The organism is Pseudomonas sp. GLN_2 (assembly GCF_043106005.1).
GTDB lineage: Bacteria > Pseudomonadota > Gammaproteobacteria > Pseudomonadales > Pseudomonadaceae > Aquipseudomonas > Aquipseudomonas alloputida.
In genome coordinates this window covers 91,811-113,058 of the sequence record NZ_JBICMC010000022.1, presented here as the reverse complement: position 1 = coordinate 113,058, position 21,248 = coordinate 91,811, and the positions used below count along the sequence as shown (strand labels likewise).

Sequence of the window (21,248 nt, the reverse complement as noted above, 5' to 3'; positions counted from 1 at the left end):
ACAAAGGGCCGGTACCGGCGCAAGAAACAGGTACTCCCATTGCAGTCACCCGTCATGGCAAGATCAGCACTGGCCCTGATTGCGACCCCATCCATGCCGTTGCCGTTGATCTACCACGAAGATTACAGCCCGGAGTTCCCCGCTGAACACCGCTTCCCGATGGACAAGTTCCGCCTGCTGCACGACCACCTGGTTGGCAGCGGGCTGACCACCGACCAGGCCCTGCTGCGCCCGGACATCTGCCCCAACGACATCCTCGCCCTGGCCCACGACCGCAGCTACATTGAGCGCTACATGAACGGCGAACTGTCGCGCGAGGACCAGCGCCGCCTCGGCCTGCCCTGGAGCGAGGCCCTGGCCCGGCGTACCGTACGCGCCGTCGGCGGCTCACTGCTGACTGCCGAGATGGCGCTGCAGCACGGCATCGCCTGCCACCTCGCCGGTGGCACCCACCACGCCCATTACGACCACCCCGCCGGCTTCTGCATTTTCAACGACCTGGCGGTCATCAGCCGCTACCTGCTGGAAGCAGGCCGGGTACACCGGGTGCTGATCTTCGACTGCGACGTGCACCAGGGTGACGGCACCGCGCGCATCCTGCACGACACGCCCGAGGCCATCACCGTGTCGCTGCACTGCGAGCAGAACTTCCCCGCCCGCAAGGCACAAAGCGACTGGGACATCCCCCTGCCCCGAGGCATGGGCGACACTGCCTACCTGAAGGTGGTGGACGACGCCCTCAACTACCTGCTGCCGCTTTATCAACCCGACCTGGTGCTGTATGACGCCGGTGTCGATGTGCACAAGGACGATGCCCTGGGCTACCTGCAGCTGACCGACGCAGGCGTTGCCGCCCGTGACGAAGCCGTGCTGCGCCACTGCCTGGGCCGCGATATCCCGGTGATGGGCGTGATCGGCGGAGGCTACAGCAAGGACCGCACAGCCTTGGCCAGACGCCACGGCATCCTTCACCATAGCGCGGCACGTGTCATAGGTTGTTCACAATGACTGTGGAACCGCTTGTGGATAACATGCGCGAAAGGCGCTGTAGCCCTTTACTGGCAAGGCCTGCATAACACTGGCTATTTTTTGATCAGTGCTTCCATGGGCAGCGCTGCGGTAGAATGCGCCTCTTTTCCACAGCCTGCTGCCCACCATGCCCGATCTGAACCCCGCACCCCCTCCCCCCGCTGTCGTCATCGGTGGCGGCCCCGCCGGCCTGATGGCTGCCGAAGCACTGGCCAAGGCAGGCCTGGCGGTCGAGGTGTTCGATGCCATGCCTTCAGTGGGCCGCAAGTTCCTGCTGGCGGGCGTCGGCGGCATGAACATCACCCACTCCGAGCCCTACCCGGCGTTCGTGGCACGCTATGCCGAACGCCAGCGCGAAATCGAAGCACTGCTACGCGACTTCGATGCGGACGCGTTGCGCCAGTGGATTCATGGTTTGGGCATAGAAACCTTCGTCGGCACCTCGGGCCGGGTGTTCCCCACCGACATGAAAGCCGCACCGTTGCTACGTGCCTGGCTCAAGCGCCTGCGTGACAACGGAGTAGTTATCCACACCCGCCATCGCTGGTTGGGCTGGAACACCGATGGCAGCTTGCGAATTGCTTATCCACAGGGCGAACGGCAGGTGAAAGCCTCGGTCGTGGTGCTGGCGCTGGGTGGCGCCAGCTGGGCGCGCCTGGGTTCTGACGGCAGCTGGCAACCGCTGCTGGCAGAACGGGCTGTGGATATCTCGCCCTTGCAGCCGAGCAACTGCGGTTTTGAAGTAGAGGGCTGGAGCGCGCTGCTCAAGGACAAGTTCGCGGGCGCACCGCTGAAGAACATCGCCCTCAGCGTCCCGGGCAGCGCACCGCGCAAGGGCGAGTTCATCCTCACCGCTCAAGGCGTGGAAGGCAGCCTGGTGTACGCCTGGTCGGCACCGGTACGCGAGGCCATTCACCGTGAAGGCCGCGGGGTGTTGTTGCTCGACCTGCTGCCGGACAAGCCTGTGGACAAGATTGCCCAGGCATTGGCCAAACCACGCGGTTCACGCTCCATGGCCAAGCACCTGCACAGCCAGCTGGGGATTGATGGGGTCAAGGCCGCACTGCTGCGCGAACTGACCGATCAGGCGACCTTTGCCGACGTTGATGCTTTGGCCCGGGCCATCAAGGCATTGCCCATCACCCTGGTACGCACGCGGCCACTGGATGAAGCGATCAGCAGTGCCGGCGGAGTCCGCTTCGAGGGCCTGGCTGAGGGGTTGATGGTCAAGGGCATGCCGGGGGTGTTCTGTGCCGGCGAGATGCTGGACTGGGAGGCGCCGACCGGTGGTTATCTGCTCACGGCGTGCTTTGCCAGCGGCTTGCGCGCCGGGCGGGCAGCGGCGGATTGGGTTCGGGCTTCCTGACAGCTTGCCGGGGCCGCTTCGCGGCCCTTTCGCGACACAAGGCCGCTCCCACAAGCCGGTGTTCAGCCTCAGCCCAGCGCAGTGTCGAGAAACATCATCACCGCAAACCCGCCCATCAACCCTGGGTAATGGAGCCGGGTGCAGCGCTGGGCATCAAAGTCGAGCCGGCGCTGGAAGCCCTGAAAGTCGCCGTACACATCTGCAGCCTGGCGCAGTCCTTGTGGGAGCGGCCTTGCGTCGCGAAAGGGCCGCAAAGCGGCCCCAAAACCTCAAGGCTTGCGCTTGCGCGGCCCACCATTGAAGCTCGGCACCTTGCGTACAGCCTTCACCGCCGGTTCCGCGCTGCCGGCTTCAGTGCTGTCCATCCAGCGCCCCAGCCCGCGCTTGGCGCTGTTTTCTTTCGGCTTCTTGGGCTTCTTCGGTTTCTTGATAACCTGCCCACTGGCATCGGTCATCGGCACCCGGTGCTCGGGGATGAAATCTGGCTCTTCGTGACGCGGCAGGGTCTGCCGGGTCAGCACCTCGATAGCCGCCAGCAGTTGCACTTCATCCGCACACACCAGCGAAATCGCCTCGCCCTTGTTGCCCGCCCGCCCGGTACGCCCGATGCGGTGCACGTAGTCTTCGGCAACGATCGGCAGGTCGAGGTTGACGACCAGCGGCAAGTCATCGATATCCAGGCCACGGGCCGCCACATCGGTCGCCACCAACACTTGCACCTCACGGGCCTTGAAGCTGTCCAGCGCACGCTGGCGGGTTGCCTGTGGGCGATCACCGTGGATGCCGTCGGCATTCACACCTTCGGCCAGCAAGCGCTCCACCAGCTGATCGACGCCATTGCGGGTCTTGGCGAACACCAGCACCTGCTTCCAGCGCTGCTTGCGCAGCAGGTGGCAGAACAAGTCGGCCTTGCGCTTCTTGTCCACAGGCACCAGCCACTGCTTGACGCTGGTGGCCGTGGCGTTGCGCGGGCTCACTTCGATACTGAGCGGGTCATTCAGCGCCAGCCCCGCCAGCATGCGAATCTGATCGGAGAAGGTGGCGGAAAACAGCAGCGTCTGGCGCTTGCGCGGCAGTGCCGCATACACCGACTGCAGCTCTTCGGCAAAGCCCAGGTCCAGCATGCGGTCGGCTTCATCCAGCACCAGGGTCTGCACCTGGTTGAACTTCACGGCGTTCTGCCGGAACAGGTCGAGCAAGCGGCCAGGGGTAGCCACCAACAGGTCGACACCCCGGCGCAGGCGCATCATCTGTGGGTTGATACTGACCCCGCCATACACCGCGTAAGTACTCAGCGGCAGGTTCTCGGCGTATTCGCGCACGTTGTTATGCACCTGCTCGGCCAGCTCGCGAGTGGGCACCAGCACCAAGGCGCGGATCGAGTTGCTGGCCACCTTCTCGCCCTCCAGCGCCAGGCGCTGCAGCACAGGCAGGGCAAAGCCTGCGGTCTTGCCGGTACCGGTCTGGGCTGCGGCCATCAGGTCGCGGCCGGCCAGCACGGCGGGGATGGCTTTGGCCTGCACCGGGGTCGGGGTGGTGTAGTCCAGTTGCTGCAGCGTGCGCAGCAGCGGTTCGATCAGGCCGAGTTTGGCGAAATTCATGGCAATACCGTCAGGGGGTTCAGCGAAGGCGGCAAGTTTACCGCATCGCCCCTGCCTACTTGCAGATTTCACCTTTCAACGGTGGCACAGGTTCAGGCGCCTTGCGCCACTGCGGCAGGCCGATCAGCACCACCGCGCCGATGATCACTGCCATCGCCACACACTCCTCCGCGCCAATCTGCTCACCGGCAAAGACGATCCCCAGCAGCACCGCCACCGCCGGGTTGACGTAGGCGTAGCTGGTGGCCGCTGCCGGGCGCACGTGCTTGAGCAGGTACATGTAGGCACTGAACGCCAGGATCGAACCGAAGAACACCAGGTAGGCCAGCGCCCCCCAGCCAGCGGCGGTCGGCAGCTGTGTCATGCGTTCGCCCGATAGCACACTGCCCAGCAACAGCACCGCCCCCCCGACCAGCATTTCCGCTGCGCTGGCCATCGGCCCCTGGGGCAGCGGCAAGGTCTTGCTCCACACCGAGCCAAACGCCCAGGACGCCGCCGCGAAGATGATCAGCGCTGCACCTATCGGGCTTGCCTGCAGGTTGGAGCCCAGGTTCAGCAGGCCGATGCCCACCAGCCCAAGGGCTATCCCCGCCCACTCCAGCTTCGAATTGCGGTGCCCGAACAACAGGCCGAACAGCAAGGTGAACAGCGGCACCGTCGCCACCGCCAAAGCCGCCACGCCCGAAGCCACGCCGGCATGCTCGGCCACGGTCACCCCGCCGTTGCCGCAGCTGAGCAACAAGAAACCGATCGCCCCTGCCGCCCGCCATTGTGGCCAGGTAGGTGCCGGCACGCCGCGCCAACGCAGGAAGCCGTACAGCAGGCCACCGGCGATCAGGAAGCGCACACCGGCCATGAGCATCGGAGGCCAGCTCTCGACGCCGATGCGAATGAACAGGTAAGTGGAACCCCAGACCAGATAAAGGGCCAGGAAGGCGCCAATCAGCAACAGCGGGAAACGACGGGAGGCAGGCATGGGGAAAACTCGAAATCCGTTTACGGGTGCCTCAGTTTAACGGCCTGCCTGGGTGAAGGTACGTTACAGAACGGGTGCAAATGAGCGGCACAATTCTGGTGCATCCGGTGTGGCTGGCTTATCGCCTGGGACGATCACCTGCCAGCCCCTGACTGTACTTGGCCAGCGCTTCGCGCACTTTCGCAGCCGGCGTCTTCTGCAGCCGGCAAAGCAGCTCGTGCGACAGTTGCTGAACTCCGTGGTCCTGGTGCAACACACCCGCCAGATGCTGCAGCAGGTTGGCGGCCATTTCGGCATCGGCCATGGCCCGGTGCGCGGTCCCCGTGTCTGGCAACCCAGCCCAGCGTGTCAAAGTGCCCAGCTTGTGGTTCGGCGCGGCGGGCAGCAGGCGCCGTGACAGCAACAAGGAACACGCGAAAGGCTGGCTGCGGCTGCGGCCAATACGGCTCAGCTCGTAGTCCCAGAACTTCTGGTCGAAAGCAGCGTTGTGCGCCAACAATGGGGTGCCGCCGACGAACTCGGCCACCTCGTTCATCACCTTGTCCACCGGCGGCGCACTGCGCAGCATGGCGGTGGTGATGCCGGTCAGCCCTGCGACGAAGGCCGGCACCGGCACGCCTGCATTCATCAGGCTCTGGTAGCGCTCGACAATGCGCCCACCCTCGAGCATTACCACCGCCACCTCGGTGGCACGGCAGCCGGTACCGGGGGAAATGCCGGTGGTTTCAAAGTCGATGACAGCGATACGTTCCATGAAAAGACCTTAGTGTTTGAGCAACAGCGCGCCTTCGATGGGCACGTAGCGGGTGGCAGCCCGGATCAGTGACAACGCCGTCAGCCCCGGCACGCCATACACCACCGCTTCGGTGCCATGGCGCTGGATGACCCGTTCCAGCAGCAGGTCGAAATCACCGTCGCCGGAGGCCAGCACCACCTGGTCGACCCGGCTGGCCGCGTCGATCACATCCAGGGTAATGCCCACATCCCAGTCACCTTTGGCCGAGCCATCGCTGCGCTGGATGAACGGTTTGAGGCGAACCTCGAAACCGAGGTTGCGCAAGATCTGCTGGAACTGCTGCTGTTTGCTGTCGCCACGGTCGATGGCATAAGCCACGGCCTCGACGATCTGGCCTTCGCGGCTGACATCGGCCCACAGGGCGGTGTAGTTGAAGTGGCAGCCGTGAGCCTGGCGCACGGTGTAGTAGAGGTTCTGCACATCGGCGAACAACGCGATCTTTTTCACCTGGGAACCTCATTTTTGGCCTGGAGTGCTGCGGGGGCTGCTGCGCAGCCCTTCGCGGGCACGCCCGCCCCCACAGGTCTCGCGCGTACACCTGTGGGAGCGGGCGTGCCCGCGAAGGGGCGCAAGCAAAGCGCCCCCGGAAATGCCAGCAGTATGCCAGACCTGTCAGACGTAAGAATCGTCGTCCGAGAAGAACCCGCCGTCATCGCTGCCGAAACCACCCTCGGCGTATCCACCCTGGTCACTGCCCCAGCCACCGTTGTCAGCGACTTGCTCCTGCCCGCCCTGGTCGTTCCAGCCGCCACTGTCGCTGGCTGGCGCCGGTTCTTCCTTGATGACCTCGACCACTTCTTCCGGTTGCGAGTTGTGGTTGAACAGGCTGCTGATCCCCTGCGCCAGCAGCACACCACCGGCTACACCGGCGGCGGTCTGCATGGCCCCGCCAAGGAAGCTGCTGGCCCCGCTGCGCGCAGGCGCCGCACCATAGCCAGGCTGCGGCGCCTGAGGTTGGCCAAAACCAGGTGCCGACGGCTCGCGCCAGCCACCACCGGATGCTACAGGGGGCGCCGAAGGACGCTGTGGCTGCACCGCCGGGGCTGCGTTGCGCCCACCCGAACCAAAGATGCTGGACAAGAAACCACCCCCGCCATTGCTCGGCGCACTGCTGGCGGCTTGTGCCGCCTGAGCCTGGGCACGGGCCTGCTGCAGCTCGGCTTGCAGCTGCTTGTTCTGTTCGTCGAGGCGCTTGATCGCGGCCTCCTGCACCAAAATCGCCTGGGCCATGTAGTAAGGCGCCGCCGGTTGCTGACGCACGTGCTGCTCGATGCACGCCTGGGCTTGCGCGTCACGCGGCTGGCTCGGGTCTTCGGCTTGCTTGAGGCGGCCGAACAGGCCGTCGATCAGGGTTTGTTCTTCAGTGTTCATGGGGCGACCTCGTGGGGTAGCGGGACATCGGACAGCGTCAAAGATGGGGCGTACAGGCGCGGGATTCAATCACTGCTGCGGTGAAACTTTTTTCAGCAAGTGACAGCCCCAGGCCTGCTTTGGGCTAAAGTTAGGCCCCTGTTTTTACTGCCATGCGATGTTGACTGATGAATCCGCTGAGCGTTTTGCGCGACTCCTTGTACTTCTTCCGCCGTCACCTGCCAAACATCCTGCAGCTGTGCCTGCCGCTGGTGGTGGTGGAAGCCCTGGTCACCCAATTGCTGTACCGGCAGTTGGGCGACCAGGCATCACCGGCCTACGGCATGCTGGTCAGCCTGTTGTTCTACCCGCTGTACAGCGCAGCCCTGATCCTGTATCTGGACACGCGCAGCAACGGCCAGGAAATCGCCAAGCGCGACCTGTTCGCCCGCGCCCTGCAGCTGTGGCCGCAACTGGCCCTGCTGATCCTGATCAGCTCGTTACTGATCATGGCCGGCCTGGCGCTGTTCATCTTCCCGGGGGTGTGGATCATGATCAACCTGGTGTTTGCCGAGTACCTGCTGGTGCTGCGCGGCCGGCCGGTGGTGCAGGCGATGCGCGAAAGCGCAAGCATGACCACCGGGCATTTCATGCGCATCATGATCTGCGTGGTCGGCGTGCTGGCACCGATCTGGCTCATCGACGGGCTGCTTTTGATGGCCTTCCCCGAGCCATCACCTGGGATGGAACTGGCCATGGACAGCCTCAGCGGCTTCCTGCAGCTGTTCAGCACCGTGGTGCTGTACCGCCTGTTCATGTTGCTGGAAGGTGAAGCCAGCACCTGAGGCCACCGGGGGCGGCCTGCCACACTCAGTGTTGTGCATCAGCTCCCTCTCGGCTTGGCCCTCGCCGTAGCCTCGGCCACCAGAGGGTCGTCCGGCCAGTAATGCTTCGGATAGCGCCCTTTCAGGTCTTTCTTCACCTCGGCATAGGTCGTGCGCCAGAAGCTGGCCAGGTCCTGGGTCACCTGCACCGGCCGACGTGCCGGTGACAGCAGGTGCAGCTTGACCTGCTGCCGGCCGTTGGCGATGCGCGGGGTATCGGCAAGGCCGAACAGTTCTTGCAGACGCACGGCGAGAATCGGCGGGGTTTCGCTGTAATCCAGGCGGATGTTCGAGCCGGACGGTACGGCCAGATGCGCCGGGGCCTGTTCTTCCAGGCGTTGCGGCAGCGGCCAGGGCAGCAGGTTGCGCAGCATCGACGGCAAGTCCAGCGCGGCAAAGTGGCTGAGGCGCGATACTTTGCTCAGGTAAGGCTGTAACCAGTCTTCCAGGCTGGCCAGCAGGGCCTCGTCCCCCAGGTCAGGCCATTCGCTGTGGCCATCCTTCTGCAGGTCGAGCTGACGCAACAGCGCCACACGTGCCTGCCATTGCCGCAGTTCCGGCGTCCAGGTCAGCAGGTTCAAACCTTTGCGCCGGACCAGGCCAAGCAGCGCTCGGGCCCTGGCTTCATCATCCAGCCCGGGCAGCGGCTCGCGGCTGAGGACCAGTTCGCCAACTTTCACCTGGCGCTCAGCGCGCAACACCTGCTCGCGCTCGTCCCAATCAAGGATATCGACCCGCTCGACCTGTTCGGCCAGCACACCCTCGAGCAACGCCGGATCGAATTCGGCTGCCAGATAGATCCGCTCCTCACGCTGCCCCTGGCGGCTACCCAGGTCGGCGATCACCAGCCATGGGCACTTCATCAATGCATCGACTTCGCCAAACAGGGCCGCACGGCCGTTGGCGAGCCGATACTCCGCCCCGCCCGCCCGGCGCTGCTGGGCGACCCGGTCGGGGTAGGCCAGCGCCAACAGGGCGCCCAGCCAGCGTGGGTGGTCCGGGTCGGCAACCGGTGCACCGACCTTGCCACGCAACAGGCCACGGTATTGCCGGGCCAGCTGACGAGCACGCTGCACACCCCCCTGGCCGCCACGCGCAGCCTTGCTCTCACCGCTGACCAGCGCAAGCCGGCTGTGCAAGTCGGCACCACCGCCACGCTGGATGTCCCGCTCCCCCAGCAGTGCAGCCACATCGCAGGCCATCTGTGCCAGGCCCAGGTCCTGGCCGCGCAGCAACAAGTGCGCGATGCGTGGGTGAGCCGGCAGTTCGGCCATGGCCTGGCCATGTTCGCTGAGGGTGTCGCGGCTGCCCGGCCGGAAGGCGCTGAGTCGCGCCAACAGGTCCTGTGCCTGGGCGTACGCTGCAGCTGGCGGCTGGTCGAGCCAGCGCAACTGCTCGGGGGTTACACCCCAGCGCGCCAACTGCAGGGCCAGCCCGGCCAGGTCGGCCTGGAGAATCTCGGCACTGCCATGGGCGGCCAGCTGGTCATGCTGGGCCTCGGACCAAAGGCGGTAGCACACGCCGGGTTCCAGGCGGCCGGCACGCCCAGCGCGCTGGGTGGCACTGGCGCGGGAAATGCGCTGAGTGTCCAGGCGGGTCATGCCGCTGCCGGGGTCGAAGCGCGGCACTCGGGCCAGGCCTGCGTCGATCACCACGCGCACGCCATCGATGGTCAGGCTGGTCTCAGCGATGTTGGTGGCCAGCACCACCTTGCGCGATCCCTTGGGCGGCGGATCGATAGCGGCACGCTGGGCATTGAGGTCGAGTTCGCCATGCAGCGGGCACAGCAGAATCTCGGGGCGCGCGCCCAGTACCTCCTGAAGGCTTTGGTGAACCCGGCGGATCTCGGCTTGCCCAGGCAGGAACACCAGCACGCTGCCGGCCTGGTCAGCCAGCGCATGCAGCACGCTGTCCACCACCCGTGGCTCGATGAACTCGCCTGGCTGGAACGGCCGCCCCCAGCGGATATCCACCGGATGCATGCGGCCTTCGCTGCTGACCACCGGGGCATCGTGCAGCAACCGCGACAGGCGCTCGCCTTCCAGGGTCGCGGACATCAGCAGAATCTTCAGTGGCGGGTCGTCACGCAGCAACTCGCGGCCGTTAAGGCTCAGCGCAAGTGCGAGATCGGCATCCAGGCTGCGTTCGTGATATTCGTCGAAAATCAGCAGGCCCACCCCTTCCAGCGCCGGGTCGGCTTGCAGGCGGCGTGTGAGGATGCCTTCGGTCACCACTTCAATACGGGTTTTCGGGCCGACCTTGCTGTCCAGACGGATGCGGTAACCCACTGTTTCCCCAACCTGCTCGCCCAGCTCGCTGGCCAGCCGTTCGGCCGCTGCCCGCGCAGCCAGGCGCCGTGGCTCGAGCATGAGGATGCTCTGCCCGGCCAGCCACGGTTCGTGCAGCAGCGCCAGTGGCACGCGGGTGGTCTTGCCAGCGCCAGGCGGCGCTTCAAGCACCACTTCGTCACGGTTTTCCAGAGCCTGGCGCAGGGCGGGCAAGGCAGCATCAATGGGTAATGAAATCATGGTGGTCCTCGAACAGTCTCGCGAGTATAACGGCGAACCCAGCCTGCTCTATCATGGTCTTAACATCAGGTGCAGGCGCTTCGCTTGTCCTGCTGAACACCTTTTCGGAGATTTACATGCGCATCTCGACCCGCGTCATCGGTGGCGCCCTCATCGCCACCCTGCTGACCCAACTGACGGCCTGCGGCACCATTTTCTACCCGGACCGGCGCGGCCAGATCGGCGGCAAGATCGACCCTGTGGTTGCCGCCATGGATGCCATTGGCATCCTGTTCTATGTAATCCCGGGGCTGATTGCCTTCGGTATCGACTTTGCCACCGGCGCCATCTACTACCCAGGTGGCCGCACTGCCCAGGTTGACCCGGCCAAACTGCAAGAAGCCGTCAGCCCGGATGGCAAGGTCGACAACCTGAAGCTGCAAGCCATTCTGGAAAGCGAACTGGGCCAGCGCCTGCCGCTGAACGACCCACGGCTGATCCAGCACCGCGGCAGCATCGAACAACTGGCCAGTATGGGCCTGGTACCGGCAGCCTGAGCCACACGGACGCTGACCACGGATGATCACTACTCCGGCTGAACACCAGCGCCTGCTCCGCCTGGCCACGCGCGCGTCACTGGCGGTGGCCAGCATCCTGGTGCTGAGCAAGGCGCTGGCCTGGTGGCTGAGCGGTTCGGTGAGCCTGCTGGCCGGGCTGACCGACTCGGCACTGGACGCCGTGGCCTCGTTCCTCAACCTGCTGGCGGTGCACTACGCCCTGCGCCCTGCCGACGATGATCACCGGTTCGGCCATGGCAAGGCCGAGGCCTTGGCCGGTATGGCGCAGGCGCTGTTCATCGGTGGCAGTGCGGTGCTGATCGGGGTGCAGGCGGTCGAGCGTCTGTCCACCCCGCAACCGCTGGGTGATACCTCAATCGGTATCGCGGTGATGCTGCTGTCGCTGGTGCTGACGGTCGCCCTGCTGGCGCTGCAGTACAAGGTCATCCGGCTCACCGGCTCTACTGCGGTACGGGCAGATTCCCTGCACTACCGTTCTGACTTGTTGCTCAACGGCAGCATTCTGCTGGCCCTGTTGCTGGCGCGTTTTGGCTGGCCGCAGCTGGATGCGCTGTTCGGCCTGGGCATCGCCTTTTACATCCTCTGGAGCGCGCTGCAAATTGCCCGCGAAAGTACGGCGATCCTGATGGACAAAGCGTTACCCGGCGACGTTGGCGAGGACATGGCTGCGCTGGTGCTGGCCGTTGCAGGCGTGAAAGGCGTTCATGACCTGCGCACGCGCGTGTCGGGCAACCAGTGGTTTGTGCAACTGCACCTGGAACTGCCGGGGCAACTGCCGCTGCATGAGGCGCACAGCTTGTGCGTGGAGGCCTCGCGGGTGATCCGCCAGCGTTACCCACAGGCGGACGTGATGGTGCATGCCGACCCGGTATGAGGTAACCCCCATGCCCCACCGATTACGCAATCCCTTGTAGGCGCGGGTTCATCGCGAAAGGGCCGGGCCGGCTGGCCAATTTCCACCTGCCGATCACCGTTGCCGCCGCTACCGTATTCGCGGGTCAACCCGCCCCTACACAGTTCCGTGCAGGGTTCAGTTGATGCTGTAACCTCGACCACTGAAGCAAGCCCCCAGCGCCCGCTGGTAGTGGCTGAGCACAGTGGCCGCCGGTGCGTACGTCGCCGTCGCCGGGTCGAAGCCTGACTGGCTCACCGCCCAGCGATGGCACTGGTAGCGGTCCTGCTCCTGCTGTTCCTGACCCTGGCCATACATCGGATAGGCCTCCACGTCATACCCGCCATTTGCCGGGGCCACCGGCACGGGCGACGGCACGCCGACCGGCGGATTGACCACCACATATTCCTGGCTGTCTGCCAGGTACTGGTAATAGGTATCGGCCACCAGAAAGAACAGCGCACCACCCAACCACACTTCCCGCGCATAAGGCGGCAGGTAATTGACCCGCACGCCGTACGGCGGGGTCACCACGATGTAACTGCCCCCGTGCGGGCGGTACCAGTACCCCCCCGAGTAGAAATAATCAGCGCCCCGGTAGGGCACTTTCCAGTAGCGGTCAGAAAAATGGTCCACCGTGTGCCCCGGGCGATACTGCGGCCCAGGCCCCCAGCCATTGCCGTGGCCATCCGGGCGCCCGTGCCAGTCGCCACCGGGCCGTTGCCCCGGGCCACCGGCTTGCCAGTGGTGATCATCACCGTGGCGGCGGGGAATGTCCTGGTAATACCCCTGGCGCGGCGGTTGGGTCTGGCGCACTTCGTCGCGCGAGTTGAGCGAGCGCCCCGGTCCACCCTCACCTTGCACCTGCTGGCCACGTTCACCGGGCCCTTCGCCGGGCCCTTCAGCCAAGGCCCCAAGGCTGATGCTCAAACCCAGCAAACCAACACCTGCCAACTGCCAGATGCGCGACGTCATGGTGTTCCTCTCGGTAGAAAAAACTGCAACCAACGCCAGTCTACCGCGCCCACCACACAGGCCAATTAAAATTCCCGACATGAAAAAAGGGAGGCCACAGGGCCCCCCTTCAGGAATTGTCGTCCGTGCTCGGCACTTGTGGCGCCGGCTCACCTCACACCGTCTTCTGGAAGGTGTGTAGCCCGGGGGCCTGCAGATCCTGTTGGATGGCTGGCCGCGACCGCCCGCCTAGGGCGCGTCGCCGTGGACTGATGTCCGGGCAGTGATTCTGGTGATAAAGATACCGGACGGGTTGCGACAGAGGATTGCGAAGATTGCTCAGATAAATAGCACTTGCGCAATTTTTCACCCTGGATTGATAATTCGCAGCAATCCGAACAGAAAAGGCAAATGCCATGAGCAAACTTGACCGCTACGACCTGAGCATCCTCGCCGAATTGCAGCGCGATGCGCGCATTTCCAACCAGGAATTGGCCGAACGCATCGGCCTGTCGCCATCGCCATGCTCGCGTCGGGTCAAGCAACTGGAGGACGACGGCTACATTTCGCGCCAGGTGGCCCTGCTCGACCGCAAGAAGCTGGGCCTGAGCCTCACCGCCTATGTGTTGATAGGTATGGACCGCCACACCCCGGAGCGCTTTGAAACATTCGAGGCCGCCATCCGCAACCTGCCACAGGTGCTCGAATGCAGCCTGGTCACCGGCATGGATGCCGACTATCAGTTGAAAGTGGTGGTGCCGGACATGGACCACTACCAGAAACTGCTTCTAGGCAGCCTGACCCGCATCGAAGGCGTCACCAGCGTGCGTTCGAGCTTCGTGCTCAACCAGGTGTTGGCCAGCACCGAGCTGCCATTGACCCACCTGCGTTAATTGCTTACCCAGCCGACGTATAATCGGACGCTCAACCCGCCTGGAGAACACCGATGGATCCCGCCGTATTCGAAGAATGGATGATGATCATTCTGGTCACCGTGTTGATCGGGTTCATGGGCTTCATCGTCTGGGACCTGGCGAAAAAGTCCAAGGCAGGCAAGTTCGGCACGCTGATCCTGTTCTTTGTGCTGGGGCTTGGGGTGCTGGCCTTTATCATCAAGAGCGTGGTGGTGGGCTTTCTGGAAGGCGTATAAAACATTTCAGGGCCATTCGCGGGCCCTGACCTGAACTAAAGCTTGGCAGGGACCTCCCGCCAGCAACCCTGCCCCAGCCCATCCAGCGCCCAGTCACCGATGCGCACGCGCACCAGGCGCAAGGTCGGCAAGCCCACTGCTGCCGTCATCCGCCGCACCTGACGGTTACGCCCTTCGCGAATCACCAGCTCCAGCCAGCCGGTCGGCACGCTCTTGCGAAAGCGTACCGGCGGGTTACGCGGCCACAGCTCGGGTTCTTCCAGGCGCCGCGCCTCAGCCGGCAAGGTCGGCCCATCATTCAGCGCCACACCATCGCGCAAACGCTGCAACTGCTCGTCACTCGGTTCGCCTTCCACCTGGACCCAGTAGGTCTTGGCCAGCTTGTGCTTCGGGTCGGCAATCCGTGCCTGCAACCCGCCATCGTTGGTCAGCAACAGCAAGCCTTCACTGTCACGGTCCAGCCGCCCGGCCGGGTACACGCCCGGGATGTCGATGAAGTCCTTGAGCGTCGCGCGCCCTTCACCGTCGCTGAACTGGGTCAGCACGTCGAACGGTTTGTTGAACAGGATCAGGCGAGGCTCGGCAGGTGGCGCCTTGGCCTGGCGACGTGGGCCGGCGGCAGGCCGCGCCTGGGGGCGGCGCGGCTTGTTACGGGGTGGCAGTGACATGGATCCTCAGCGGAACGGCGGCTCATCGAAGCTGCGCAGTTTACGCGAGTGCAGCGAGTTCAGCTCGGTGCGCAGCAGGTCGAGGGCGGCAATGCCGATCTTCAGGTGCTGGCTGACCGCCCGGTTATAGAAGGCGTTGGCCGAACCTGGCAGTTTGATCTCGCTGTGCAGCGGCTTGTCGGACACACACAGCAAGGTGCCGTAAGGCACGCGCAAACGGTAGCCCTGGGCAGCAATGGTGCCGCTTTCCATGTCCACCGCCACGGCACGCGACAGGTTGATCAGCGGGCGTTCCTGGGCCCAGCGCAGCTCCCAATTGCGGTCGTCGTAGGTCAGCACCGTGCCGGTGCGCAGGCGCTTTTTCAACTGCTCGCCACGCTCGCCAGTGACCTGAGCGGCGGCCTCCTGCAAGGCCATCTGCACTTCGGCCAGGGCCGGGATCGGGATATTCGGCGGCACGACCCGGTCGAGAATGCCGTCACGGCGCATATAGGCGTGTGCCAGCACGTAGTCGCCGATGGTTTGCGACTGCCGCAGGCCGCCGCAGTGGCCGATCATCAGCCAGCAATGCGGGCGCAGCACGGCCAGGTGATCGGTGATGTTCTTGGCGTTGGACGGGCCGACACCAATGTTGACCAAGGTAACGCCATTGCCGTCGGCGGCGATCAGGTGGTAGGCCGGCATCTGGAAGCGGTGCCAGACCACGCTGGCCACCAGAGCCTGGGTTTCGCCATGGTCCATGCCCTTTTCGATCACGACGTTGCCCGGCAGCACCATACGCACGAAGCGCGAGTCGTCACGCAGCTGTTCCAGGCCATGGCTGATGAACTGGTCAACATAGCGGTGGTAGTTGGTCAGCAGGATCCACGGCTGTACATGGCGCCAGTCGCTGCCGGTGTAGTGCACCAGGCGGCGCAGCGAGAAGTCGACCCGCGCGGCATCGAACAATGCCAGTGGCATGATTTCAGCATGGTCCCAGTCGTACAGGCCATCGGCGATGTTGTCGGTGGCCGCCGACAGGTCGGTGCTGGGGAACACCCGCGCCAACTGCGCAGCGGTAATGCCGCTGCCGGCCAATTCGTCGCCCTGGTCGACCACATAGGGGTAAGGGATGTTCTGCTCGCTGACGCCGACTTCTACCGTAACGGTGTAGTCATGCATCAGCGGGCGCAGTTGCTCCAGCAGGTAGCCACGGAACGCAGCGGGCTGGGTGACGGTGACGCTGTAGGTGCCGGCAACCTGGACCTTGGCATAAGCGCGGGTGGTGGCGGCGACTTCGCCATGGCTATAGTAGGTCAGGCGCAGAGCCGGGTAGCGGAACAGGTCGCGCTCATCGGTATCGGGCTCGGTACGGTCCTTCAGGTAACGCTTGAGGGCCTTACTCAGGGCACCTGTGGCCTGTTCATGCAAGGCCGCCAGACGGTCGACGGCCTGTTCGGGGGTATCAACGACTACAAAAGCGTGGCTCACACTGTGCTTCCTGTCTGGACATGCATGTGATCCATCTTGCCTGCCTTCTTGGTTAAATACACCCCCATTGATCGGTGTTGGGTGCATTCGCGGGCAAGCCCGCTGCTACAGCGGCCAGGCTGGTGTAGCCCTTGATACCAATGCCGCCACATCCACACCTCGCGGCAGCGCCCCATACACCCGGCCACCACCGGCCAAGCGGCTGCCGATAAACGCATCACTGACCTCCGTATTCCCCGCCTCCAGCAGCAGCTTGGCCTGCAATGCCAGGGCAATATCCTCGGTCAGTTGCCGCGCGCGGTACTGCATGTCACCGGTGTCGGCAAACGCACCCTTGAGGTTGCCGATATGCGCCGCCAGGCGCGGGTCGCCATGCCCGTCACCCAGCTCGACAAACAGTGCATCGAGTACGCCCGGCTCCTTGGACAAGGCCCGCAGCACATCCAGGCACTGCACGTTGCCCGAGCCCTCCCAGGTCGAGTTGACCGGTGCCTCGCGGTACAGCCGTGGCAGAATGCTGTCTTCCACATAACCCGCGCCACCCAGGCATTCGGCGGCCTCGTTGATCATGGCCGGCGCACGTTTGCAGATCCAGTACTTGCCCACCGCCGTGACCAGCCGGGCGAAATGCGCCTGCTGCGGGTCGTCCAGTTGCTCCAGCGCCTGGCCCATGCGCAAGCTCAGGGCAAGCGCAGCCTCGCTTTCCAGGGCCAGGTCGGCCAGCACGTTCTGCATCAATGGCTGCTCGTTCAGCACCCGCCCGCCGACCTTGCGATGCGCGCAATGGTGGGCCGCCTGCGTCAACGCCTGGCGCATCAGTGCGCTGGAGCCGACCATGCAGTCGAACCGGGTCATGGCGACCATCTCGATGATGGTCGGCACGCCGCGGCCCTCTTCGCCAATCATCCACGCCAGCGCACCGCGGAACTCCACCTCGCTGGAGGCATTGGAGCTGTTGCCCAGCTTGTTCTTCAGACGCTGGATATAGAACTGGTTGCGGTTGTCATCGGGGCGGTGGCGCGGCAGCAGGAAGCAGCTCAGGCCTTTTTCGGTTTGCGCCAAGGTCAGGAAAGCGTCGCACATCGGCGCCGAGCAGAACCACTTGTGACCAACCAGTTCATAGGCCTGCCCCGGGCCCGGCGCACCGACCGGATAGGCCCGGGTAGTGTTGGCGCGCACATCGGTGCCGCCCTGCTTTTCGGTCATGGCCATGCCCAGGGTGACCCCGGCCTTGTGCCGGTCGCCAATGTTGCGCGGGTCATATTCGCAGGCAAGGACCTTCGGCAGCCAGTATTCAGCCAGCTCAGGCTGCAGGCGCAATGCCGGCACGGCGGCAAAGGTCATGGTCAGCGGGCAGCCGGTACCGGCCTCGGCCTGGCTGTGCAGGTAGGTCATCGACGCCCGTGCAACATGGGCGCCAGCACGGGGTTCGGCCCATGGCAAAGAAGGCAGGCCATGTTCGACGGCGGTACGCATCAGCTCATGGTAGGCCGGGTGGAACTCCACCAGGTCGATGCGATGGCCATAGCGGTCGTGGCTGCTGAACTCGGGTTTGTGCGCGTTGGCCAGGAAGCCTGCCTGCATCAGCGGGCCGCCGGCCAGGGCACCATAGGCGTCGATCCGCGACTCGGCCCACCCCGCGCCAAAACGCCTTGACCATTCTTGCAATGGCAGGTCGAGGCGGTACAGGTTGGCGCCGTCGAGCGGCGGCGGCTGGTTGGTGACTTCGTGGGTTTCAGCGTACTGGTGCAGGCTCATCGGGGGGCTCCTGGATCCGGGTAGGCTTGAAAGACCCAGTGAAGCACTGCTTGCGGGGTAGTCAAAGGGGTATTAATGACGAAACGTGTGGTTGCTGGCGTGCGCGCGCGTAGGAGCGGGTTTACCCGCGAATACGGTGGCGGCGGCAACGACGAACGGCGGGTGGAAATTGGCCAGCAGGCCCGGCCCTTTCGCGGGTGAACCCGCTCCTACAGCGAGCGCCGCACCTGCAGCAGGTTCGGGCTCATCTGCACCTGCGAAATCGCTACATTCAAACTCAACTCGAAGCGGCTACCCAGCCCGCGCGTCGATTCATGCGCCAATCTGGCCCCCAGCAACTCCCCCATCTGCCGGCAAATCGACAACCCAATCCCCAAACCGCCATACCGCCGGGTCATCGAACCGTCGACCTGGAAGAACCGCTGGTACAGGATCGACTGCTCCAGATCATCGAAACCGATACCGCTGTCGCTGACGGTAAAGGTCAACGCCAGATCATCCGGGCCCACCCGGCGGCCGCGCACCTGGATCATCACACCGCCCTGATGGGTGAACTTCAAACCGTTGTCCACCAGGCAACCCAGGCAGTGCGCCAGTTTCTGCCCGTCACCGAGCAACCCGTCCGGCAGGTCGGCCGGAATATCCAGGCTCAGGTACAAGCCTTTGCCCAGCGCCTGTCCGGCATAACCGGCGCGCAAGCCTTGCAACAGGGCGCGCAGGCTGAACGGTGCCGGCTGCGCCCGCAGGCGGCCGGCCTGCAGTTCGGACAGGGTAAGAATGGCATCGACCATATCCATCATGCCTTGGGCAGACCCCACTGCCGTGTGATGGTACTGAGCCATTTCGGCATCCATCGGCAGGGTGTGCATCAGCTCGAGCGAGCCAATCACTCCGTTCATCGGGGTACGCAGCTCATGCGTCACGCTGGCGAGGAATTCGTCCTTCAGGCGATTGCTCCTGGCCAGTTGCAAGTTCAGTTGCTCCAGCGTACGCCCAGTGTCACGCAAGGTCTGTGCCTGCTGCTCGCGCAGGCTGTTGATGCGGTCGGCCAGCGCCAGCGACAGCAAAGCCACTTCCAAGGCCGAACCGAGCTGGCTGGCATACATGGTGATGAACACGTTCGGCAGGTAGCCCAGCACCATCAAGGTGTTGACCAGGCCACCAAGCAGGAACGCCGTCCAGGCGATGATGAACCAGCGCGCCACTCGAAAGCCGCGCCACCAGGCATAAAGGCCGGCGCTGAAAACGCTTATGGTGAACAGCAGCGCCAGCAGCGTGGCCATGCGCAGCGCAATGCCGTAGGGCATGCTCACCGCCAGTACCATGACCAGCGCGCCACCCAGCATCAGCAGTTGCAACAGGCGGTCGAAACCACGGCTGATGCTGCCCAATTGCAGGAAGTGCCGGGCGAACTGGCAACCGAACAGGCCGGCTGCACCGATGAACAAAGGCGTGGAGGCATTCGCCCACCAAGGGCTGTCTGGCCAGAAATAGGCTACACCGGCGCCATTCACCGAGACCTGGTAAAGGCCGAACGAAGCGATGTAAAGGATGTAATAGAGGTAGCTGACGTCACGCACGCTGAGGTAGATGAACAGGTTGTACACCAGCATCACCAGCAACACGCCGTAGATCATCCCCAGCACATACAGGCGCGTGGGCTGCTCTTCCAGATAGGCGTCAGGGGACCATAGTGCCAGCGGCGCTTGCACCGAACCCTGGCTTTGCAGCCGCAGGTACGCGGTGGTCACCTTGCCAGGTGGCAGTTGCAGTTCGAACAAGTAGTGGTTCTGCCGGATCTGCCGGCTGTCGTAGGGCAAGGCATCGCCCGTGCGCTGCGCCAGGCGGTACAAGCCGCTGCTGTCAGGCAGATACAGTTCGAGGTGATCCAGCGGCGGGTAGGCCAGCTCCAGCAGCCATTGTCGCGGGGCTGCGCTGGGCACGGCAACGGGGCGCAGCTCGACCTTGAGCCAGAACACCGAGGTGGAGTAACCGGCGTTCAGCACATCCTCACGGTGGGGCTGAAAGTATTTGGCAAACCCGGGGGCACTCACCTGAGCGATGCTGGCATTGCCATCGGGGTCTTCATAAACCTGCATGGCCTTGCCCAGTGGGAGATGCCGGGTAGCGTCGTCGAAATCGACCGCTCCGGCCAGCACGGGCAGCAAACCCATAAGCACAATCAGCAAATAGCGCATACAGCCCCAGCATGGCCTGCCCGGTCGCGTCGCGGTAGCCTCCCATCCGTTTGAGACGACGTGATCCTGCAGCACCCGTTTGTCGAGTTATCCGAGCACTCTAGCATAGCCTCACAACCTGGCAATCGGCCACATAAAAACACAAAGAAAAGGCTCTAAATCAATGCTTTCAAAAGAAAACCAATCAGTAACCTGACCGATCGATCAGTAAAACTCGTTTGTCGGACGATCCGCCCAAACAGGTTTGGTGGTAAGCTCGCCGACCATGAATACCTACAGCTCCCGCCCCGTTGTCCTCTGTCTCTCCGGCCACGACCCCAGTGGCGGCGCCGGCTTGCAGGCAGATATCGAAGCCCTGATCGCCCAAGGCTGCCACGCTGCACCTGCAGTGACCGCCCTGACCGTGCAGGATACCGTCAACGTTTCCGACTTCCGCGTGCTCGACCGCGAGTGGGTGCTGGCCCAGGCCAACGCCGTGCTGGCCGACTCCACGGTGGCCGCCGTCAAGTTGGGCATGCTCGGCTCGATCGAGATGGTCGACACCGTCGCCGAACTGCTGGCCGCCCACCCCCACCTGCCGCTGGTCTGCGACCCGGTGCTGCGTGCCGGTGGCGGTGGCCGCCTGGGCAAGGACGAAGTGGGCTACGCCCTGCGCGAACGCCTGCTGCCGCTGGCGACCATCGCCACGCCGAACCTGCCCGAAGCACGCATCCTCGCCGAACTGCCCGAAGGCACCGCTGACGAATGTGCCGAGAAACTGTTGCCGTTCTGTAGACACCTGCTGATTACCGGCGGTCACGGCGACGAAGACGAAATCCACAACCGCCTGTACACCCAGGAAGGCCAGCACTTCACCTGGACTTGCCAGCGCCTGCCAGGCAGCTACCACGGCTCGGGCTGCACCCTGGCCAGCGCCCTGGCCGGCCGCCTGGCGCTCGGCGAGCAGCTGGAAAGCGCCGTGCGCACCGCCCTGGACTACACCTGGCGCACCCTGCGTGACGCCGAGCAACTGGGCAAGGGCCAGTACGTGCCGCGCCGCCTGCCCCTGGACTTCTGCTCCTGATACGAGGC

21 protein-coding genes are annotated in these 21,248 nt (G+C 64.3%); 9 read left to right on the top strand and 12 right to left on the bottom strand.

Going from position 1 to position 21,248, the window contains the following annotated elements; all coding sequences use genetic code 11:
• The first annotated feature begins 93 nt into the window (after window positions 1-93).
• Together ACF8Q6_RS06565 and ACF8Q6_RS06560 are read left to right on the top strand one after the other, a co-directional pair.
• Window positions 94-1,008, top strand: coding sequence for a histone deacetylase (locus ACF8Q6_RS06565; RefSeq protein ID WP_004576004.1), 915 nt, complete (start codon window positions 94-96; stop codon window positions 1,006-1,008).
• A 148-nt stretch (window positions 1,009-1,156) separates the two neighbouring features.
• Window positions 1,157-2,395: a TIGR03862 family flavoprotein gene (locus tag ACF8Q6_RS06560; protein WP_392489561.1), complete on the top strand. Its 1,239-nt coding sequence runs from the start codon at window positions 1,157-1,159 to the stop codon at window positions 2,393-2,395.
• A 68-nt stretch (window positions 2,396-2,463) separates the two neighbouring features.
• Here the strand turns inward: ACF8Q6_RS06560 and ACF8Q6_RS06555 are convergent, their stop codons facing one another.
• The 6 genes from ACF8Q6_RS06555 to ACF8Q6_RS06530 all read right to left on the bottom strand — a co-directional run bounded on the left by ACF8Q6_RS06555 (window position 2,464) and on the right by ACF8Q6_RS06530 (window position 7,139).
• Complete coding sequence (locus ACF8Q6_RS06555; RefSeq protein ID WP_392498519.1) at window positions 2,464-2,592, bottom strand: hypothetical protein; 129 nt, start codon at window positions 2,590-2,592, stop codon at window positions 2,464-2,466.
• 72 nt (window positions 2,593-2,664) lie between these two features.
• Entirely contained in the window at window positions 2,665-3,996 is a 1,332-nt protein-coding gene (locus ACF8Q6_RS06550) for a DEAD/DEAH box helicase (protein ID WP_012053786.1), read from the bottom strand.
• A gap of 55 nt (window positions 3,997-4,051) precedes the next feature.
• Window positions 4,052-4,972, bottom strand: a complete 921-nt coding sequence (yedA, locus tag ACF8Q6_RS06545; RefSeq protein ID WP_014592487.1) for a drug/metabolite exporter YedA — start codon at window positions 4,970-4,972, stop codon at window positions 4,052-4,054.
• 118 nt (window positions 4,973-5,090) lie between these two features.
• Entirely contained in the window at window positions 5,091-5,726 is a 636-nt protein-coding gene (locus ACF8Q6_RS06540) for a PolC-type DNA polymerase III (protein WP_392492809.1), read from the bottom strand.
• Window positions 5,727-5,735: 9 nt separating this feature from the next.
• On the bottom strand, window positions 5,736-6,215 hold the full coding sequence (locus ACF8Q6_RS06535; RefSeq protein ID WP_010955394.1) for an NYN domain-containing protein: 480 nt from the start codon (window positions 6,213-6,215) through the stop codon (window positions 5,736-5,738).
• 165 nt (window positions 6,216-6,380) lie between these two features.
• Complete coding sequence (locus tag ACF8Q6_RS06530; RefSeq protein WP_392492502.1) at window positions 6,381-7,139, bottom strand: DUF2076 domain-containing protein; 759 nt, start codon at window positions 7,137-7,139, stop codon at window positions 6,381-6,383.
• Window positions 7,140-7,306: 167 nt separating this feature from the next.
• On the opposite strand from ACF8Q6_RS06530, the gene ACF8Q6_RS06525 reads away from it, so the two are divergent.
• Window positions 7,307-7,963: a YciC family protein gene (locus ACF8Q6_RS06525; protein WP_392492504.1), complete on the top strand. Its 657-nt coding sequence runs from the start codon at window positions 7,307-7,309 to the stop codon at window positions 7,961-7,963.
• Window positions 7,964-8,001: 38 nt separating this feature from the next.
• On the opposite strand, the gene hrpB is transcribed toward ACF8Q6_RS06525, so the two are convergent.
• Entirely contained in the window at window positions 8,002-10,530 is a 2,529-nt protein-coding gene (hrpB, locus tag ACF8Q6_RS06520; RefSeq protein ID WP_392492506.1) for an ATP-dependent helicase HrpB, read from the bottom strand.
• A 116-nt stretch (window positions 10,531-10,646) separates the two neighbouring features.
• Here hrpB and ACF8Q6_RS06515 point away from each other — a divergent pair, with 116 nt between their 5' ends.
• Together ACF8Q6_RS06515 and ACF8Q6_RS06510 are read left to right on the top strand one after the other, a co-directional pair.
• Window positions 10,647-11,066 (top strand): hypothetical protein, encoded by a 420-nt coding sequence (locus ACF8Q6_RS06515; RefSeq protein WP_003249801.1) that lies wholly within the window; start codon window positions 10,647-10,649, stop codon window positions 11,064-11,066.
• Window positions 11,067-11,088: 22 nt separating this feature from the next.
• Window positions 11,089-11,961: a cation diffusion facilitator family transporter gene (locus ACF8Q6_RS06510; protein ID WP_003249799.1), complete on the top strand. Its 873-nt coding sequence runs from the start codon at window positions 11,089-11,091 to the stop codon at window positions 11,959-11,961.
• 156 nt (window positions 11,962-12,117) lie between these two features.
• Here ACF8Q6_RS06510 and ACF8Q6_RS06505 read toward each other — a convergent pair whose 3' ends face one another.
• Window positions 12,118-12,954 (bottom strand): DUF6515 family protein, encoded by an 837-nt coding sequence (locus ACF8Q6_RS06505; protein ID WP_041168533.1) that lies wholly within the window; start codon window positions 12,952-12,954, stop codon window positions 12,118-12,120.
• A 395-nt stretch (window positions 12,955-13,349) separates the two neighbouring features.
• On the opposite strand from ACF8Q6_RS06505, the gene ACF8Q6_RS06500 reads away from it, so the two are divergent.
• Window positions 13,350-13,826 carry an Lrp/AsnC family transcriptional regulator gene (locus ACF8Q6_RS06500; protein WP_003249795.1) on the top strand — a complete coding sequence of 159 codons (477 nt, stop codon included), beginning with the start codon at window positions 13,350-13,352 and terminating at the stop codon, window positions 13,824-13,826.
• Window positions 13,827-13,879: 53 nt separating this feature from the next.
• On the top strand, window positions 13,880-14,083 hold the full coding sequence (locus ACF8Q6_RS06495) for a DUF2788 domain-containing protein (RefSeq protein ID WP_003249787.1): 204 nt from the start codon (window positions 13,880-13,882) through the stop codon (window positions 14,081-14,083).
• A 35-nt stretch (window positions 14,084-14,118) separates the two neighbouring features.
• On the opposite strand, the gene ACF8Q6_RS06490 is transcribed toward ACF8Q6_RS06495, so the two are convergent.
• From ACF8Q6_RS06490 to ACF8Q6_RS06480, 3 genes are all read right to left on the bottom strand, one after another.
• Window positions 14,119-14,751 (bottom strand): pseudouridine synthase, encoded by a 633-nt coding sequence (locus tag ACF8Q6_RS06490; protein ID WP_392492509.1) that lies wholly within the window; start codon window positions 14,749-14,751, stop codon window positions 14,119-14,121.
• Window positions 14,752-14,757: 6 nt separating this feature from the next.
• Window positions 14,758-16,221 (bottom strand): AMP nucleosidase, encoded by a 1,464-nt coding sequence (gene amn, locus ACF8Q6_RS06485; protein ID WP_161775120.1) that lies wholly within the window; start codon window positions 16,219-16,221, stop codon window positions 14,758-14,760.
• Window positions 16,222-16,326: 105 nt separating this feature from the next.
• Window positions 16,327-17,979, bottom strand: coding sequence for an acyl-CoA dehydrogenase family protein (locus tag ACF8Q6_RS06480; protein ID WP_088513256.1), 1,653 nt, complete (start codon window positions 17,977-17,979; stop codon window positions 16,327-16,329).
• A 75-nt stretch (window positions 17,980-18,054) separates the two neighbouring features.
• Here ACF8Q6_RS06480 and ACF8Q6_RS06475 point away from each other — a divergent pair, with 75 nt between their 5' ends.
• Window positions 18,055-18,180, top strand: a complete 126-nt coding sequence (locus ACF8Q6_RS06475) for a diguanylate phosphodiesterase (RefSeq protein ID WP_392498512.1) — start codon at window positions 18,055-18,057, stop codon at window positions 18,178-18,180.
• 8 nt (window positions 18,181-18,188) lie between these two features.
• On the opposite strand, the gene ACF8Q6_RS06470 is transcribed toward ACF8Q6_RS06475, so the two are convergent.
• On the bottom strand, window positions 18,189-20,177 hold the full coding sequence (locus ACF8Q6_RS06470) for a sensor histidine kinase (protein ID WP_392489456.1): 1,989 nt from the start codon (window positions 20,175-20,177) through the stop codon (window positions 18,189-18,191).
• 265 nt (window positions 20,178-20,442) lie between these two features.
• On the opposite strand from ACF8Q6_RS06470, the gene ACF8Q6_RS06465 reads away from it, so the two are divergent.
• On the top strand, window positions 20,443-21,240 hold the full coding sequence (locus tag ACF8Q6_RS06465; RefSeq protein WP_129971907.1) for a hydroxymethylpyrimidine/phosphomethylpyrimidine kinase: 798 nt from the start codon (window positions 20,443-20,445) through the stop codon (window positions 21,238-21,240).
• The last annotated feature ends 8 nt before the right edge of the window (window positions 21,241-21,248 follow it).

What these genes read in the sequence shown, in the direction of transcription:
- ACF8Q6_RS06525 (WP_392492504.1), top strand. Translation starts at nt 7,307, where the DNA reads ATGAATCCGCTGAGCGTTTTGCGCGACTCCTTGTACTTCTTCCGCCGT.
- ACF8Q6_RS06550 (WP_012053786.1), bottom strand. Translation starts at nt 3,996, where the DNA reads ATGAATTTCGCCAAACTCGGCCTGATCGAACCGCTGCTGCGCACGCTG.
- ACF8Q6_RS06510 (WP_003249799.1), top strand. Translation starts at nt 11,089, where the DNA reads ATGATCACTACTCCGGCTGAACACCAGCGCCTGCTCCGCCTGGCCACG.
- ACF8Q6_RS06490 (WP_392492509.1), bottom strand. Translation starts at nt 14,751, where the DNA reads ATGTCACTGCCACCCCGTAACAAGCCGCGCCGCCCCCAGGCGCGGCCT.
- ACF8Q6_RS06560 (WP_392489561.1), top strand. Translation starts at nt 1,157, where the DNA reads ATGCCCGATCTGAACCCCGCACCCCCTCCCCCCGCTGTCGTCATCGGT.
- hrpB (WP_392492506.1), bottom strand. Translation starts at nt 10,530, where the DNA reads ATGATTTCATTACCCATTGATGCTGCCTTGCCCGCCCTGCGCCAGGCT.
- ACF8Q6_RS06480 (WP_088513256.1), bottom strand. Translation starts at nt 17,979, where the DNA reads ATGAGCCTGCACCAGTACGCTGAAACCCACGAAGTCACCAACCAGCCG.
- ACF8Q6_RS06465 (WP_129971907.1), top strand. Translation starts at nt 20,443, where the DNA reads ATGAATACCTACAGCTCCCGCCCCGTTGTCCTCTGTCTCTCCGGCCAC.
- yedA (WP_014592487.1), bottom strand. Translation starts at nt 4,972, where the DNA reads ATGCCTGCCTCCCGTCGTTTCCCGCTGTTGCTGATTGGCGCCTTCCTG.
- ACF8Q6_RS06475 (WP_392498512.1), top strand. Translation starts at nt 18,055, where the DNA reads ATGACGAAACGTGTGGTTGCTGGCGTGCGCGCGCGTAGGAGCGGGTTT.
- ACF8Q6_RS06505 (WP_041168533.1), bottom strand. Translation starts at nt 12,954, where the DNA reads ATGACGTCGCGCATCTGGCAGTTGGCAGGTGTTGGTTTGCTGGGTTTG.
- ACF8Q6_RS06470 (WP_392489456.1), bottom strand. Translation starts at nt 20,177, where the DNA reads ATGCGCTATTTGCTGATTGTGCTTATGGGTTTGCTGCCCGTGCTGGCC.
- ACF8Q6_RS06500 (WP_003249795.1), top strand. Translation starts at nt 13,350, where the DNA reads ATGAGCAAACTTGACCGCTACGACCTGAGCATCCTCGCCGAATTGCAG.
- ACF8Q6_RS06530 (WP_392492502.1), bottom strand. Translation starts at nt 7,139, where the DNA reads ATGAACACTGAAGAACAAACCCTGATCGACGGCCTGTTCGGCCGCCTC.
- ACF8Q6_RS06515 (WP_003249801.1), top strand. Translation starts at nt 10,647, where the DNA reads ATGCGCATCTCGACCCGCGTCATCGGTGGCGCCCTCATCGCCACCCTG.
- ACF8Q6_RS06565 (WP_004576004.1), top strand. Translation starts at nt 94, where the DNA reads ATGCCGTTGCCGTTGATCTACCACGAAGATTACAGCCCGGAGTTCCCC.
- ACF8Q6_RS06540 (WP_392492809.1), bottom strand. Translation starts at nt 5,726, where the DNA reads ATGGAACGTATCGCTGTCATCGACTTTGAAACCACCGGCATTTCCCCC.
- ACF8Q6_RS06495 (WP_003249787.1), top strand. Translation starts at nt 13,880, where the DNA reads ATGGATCCCGCCGTATTCGAAGAATGGATGATGATCATTCTGGTCACC.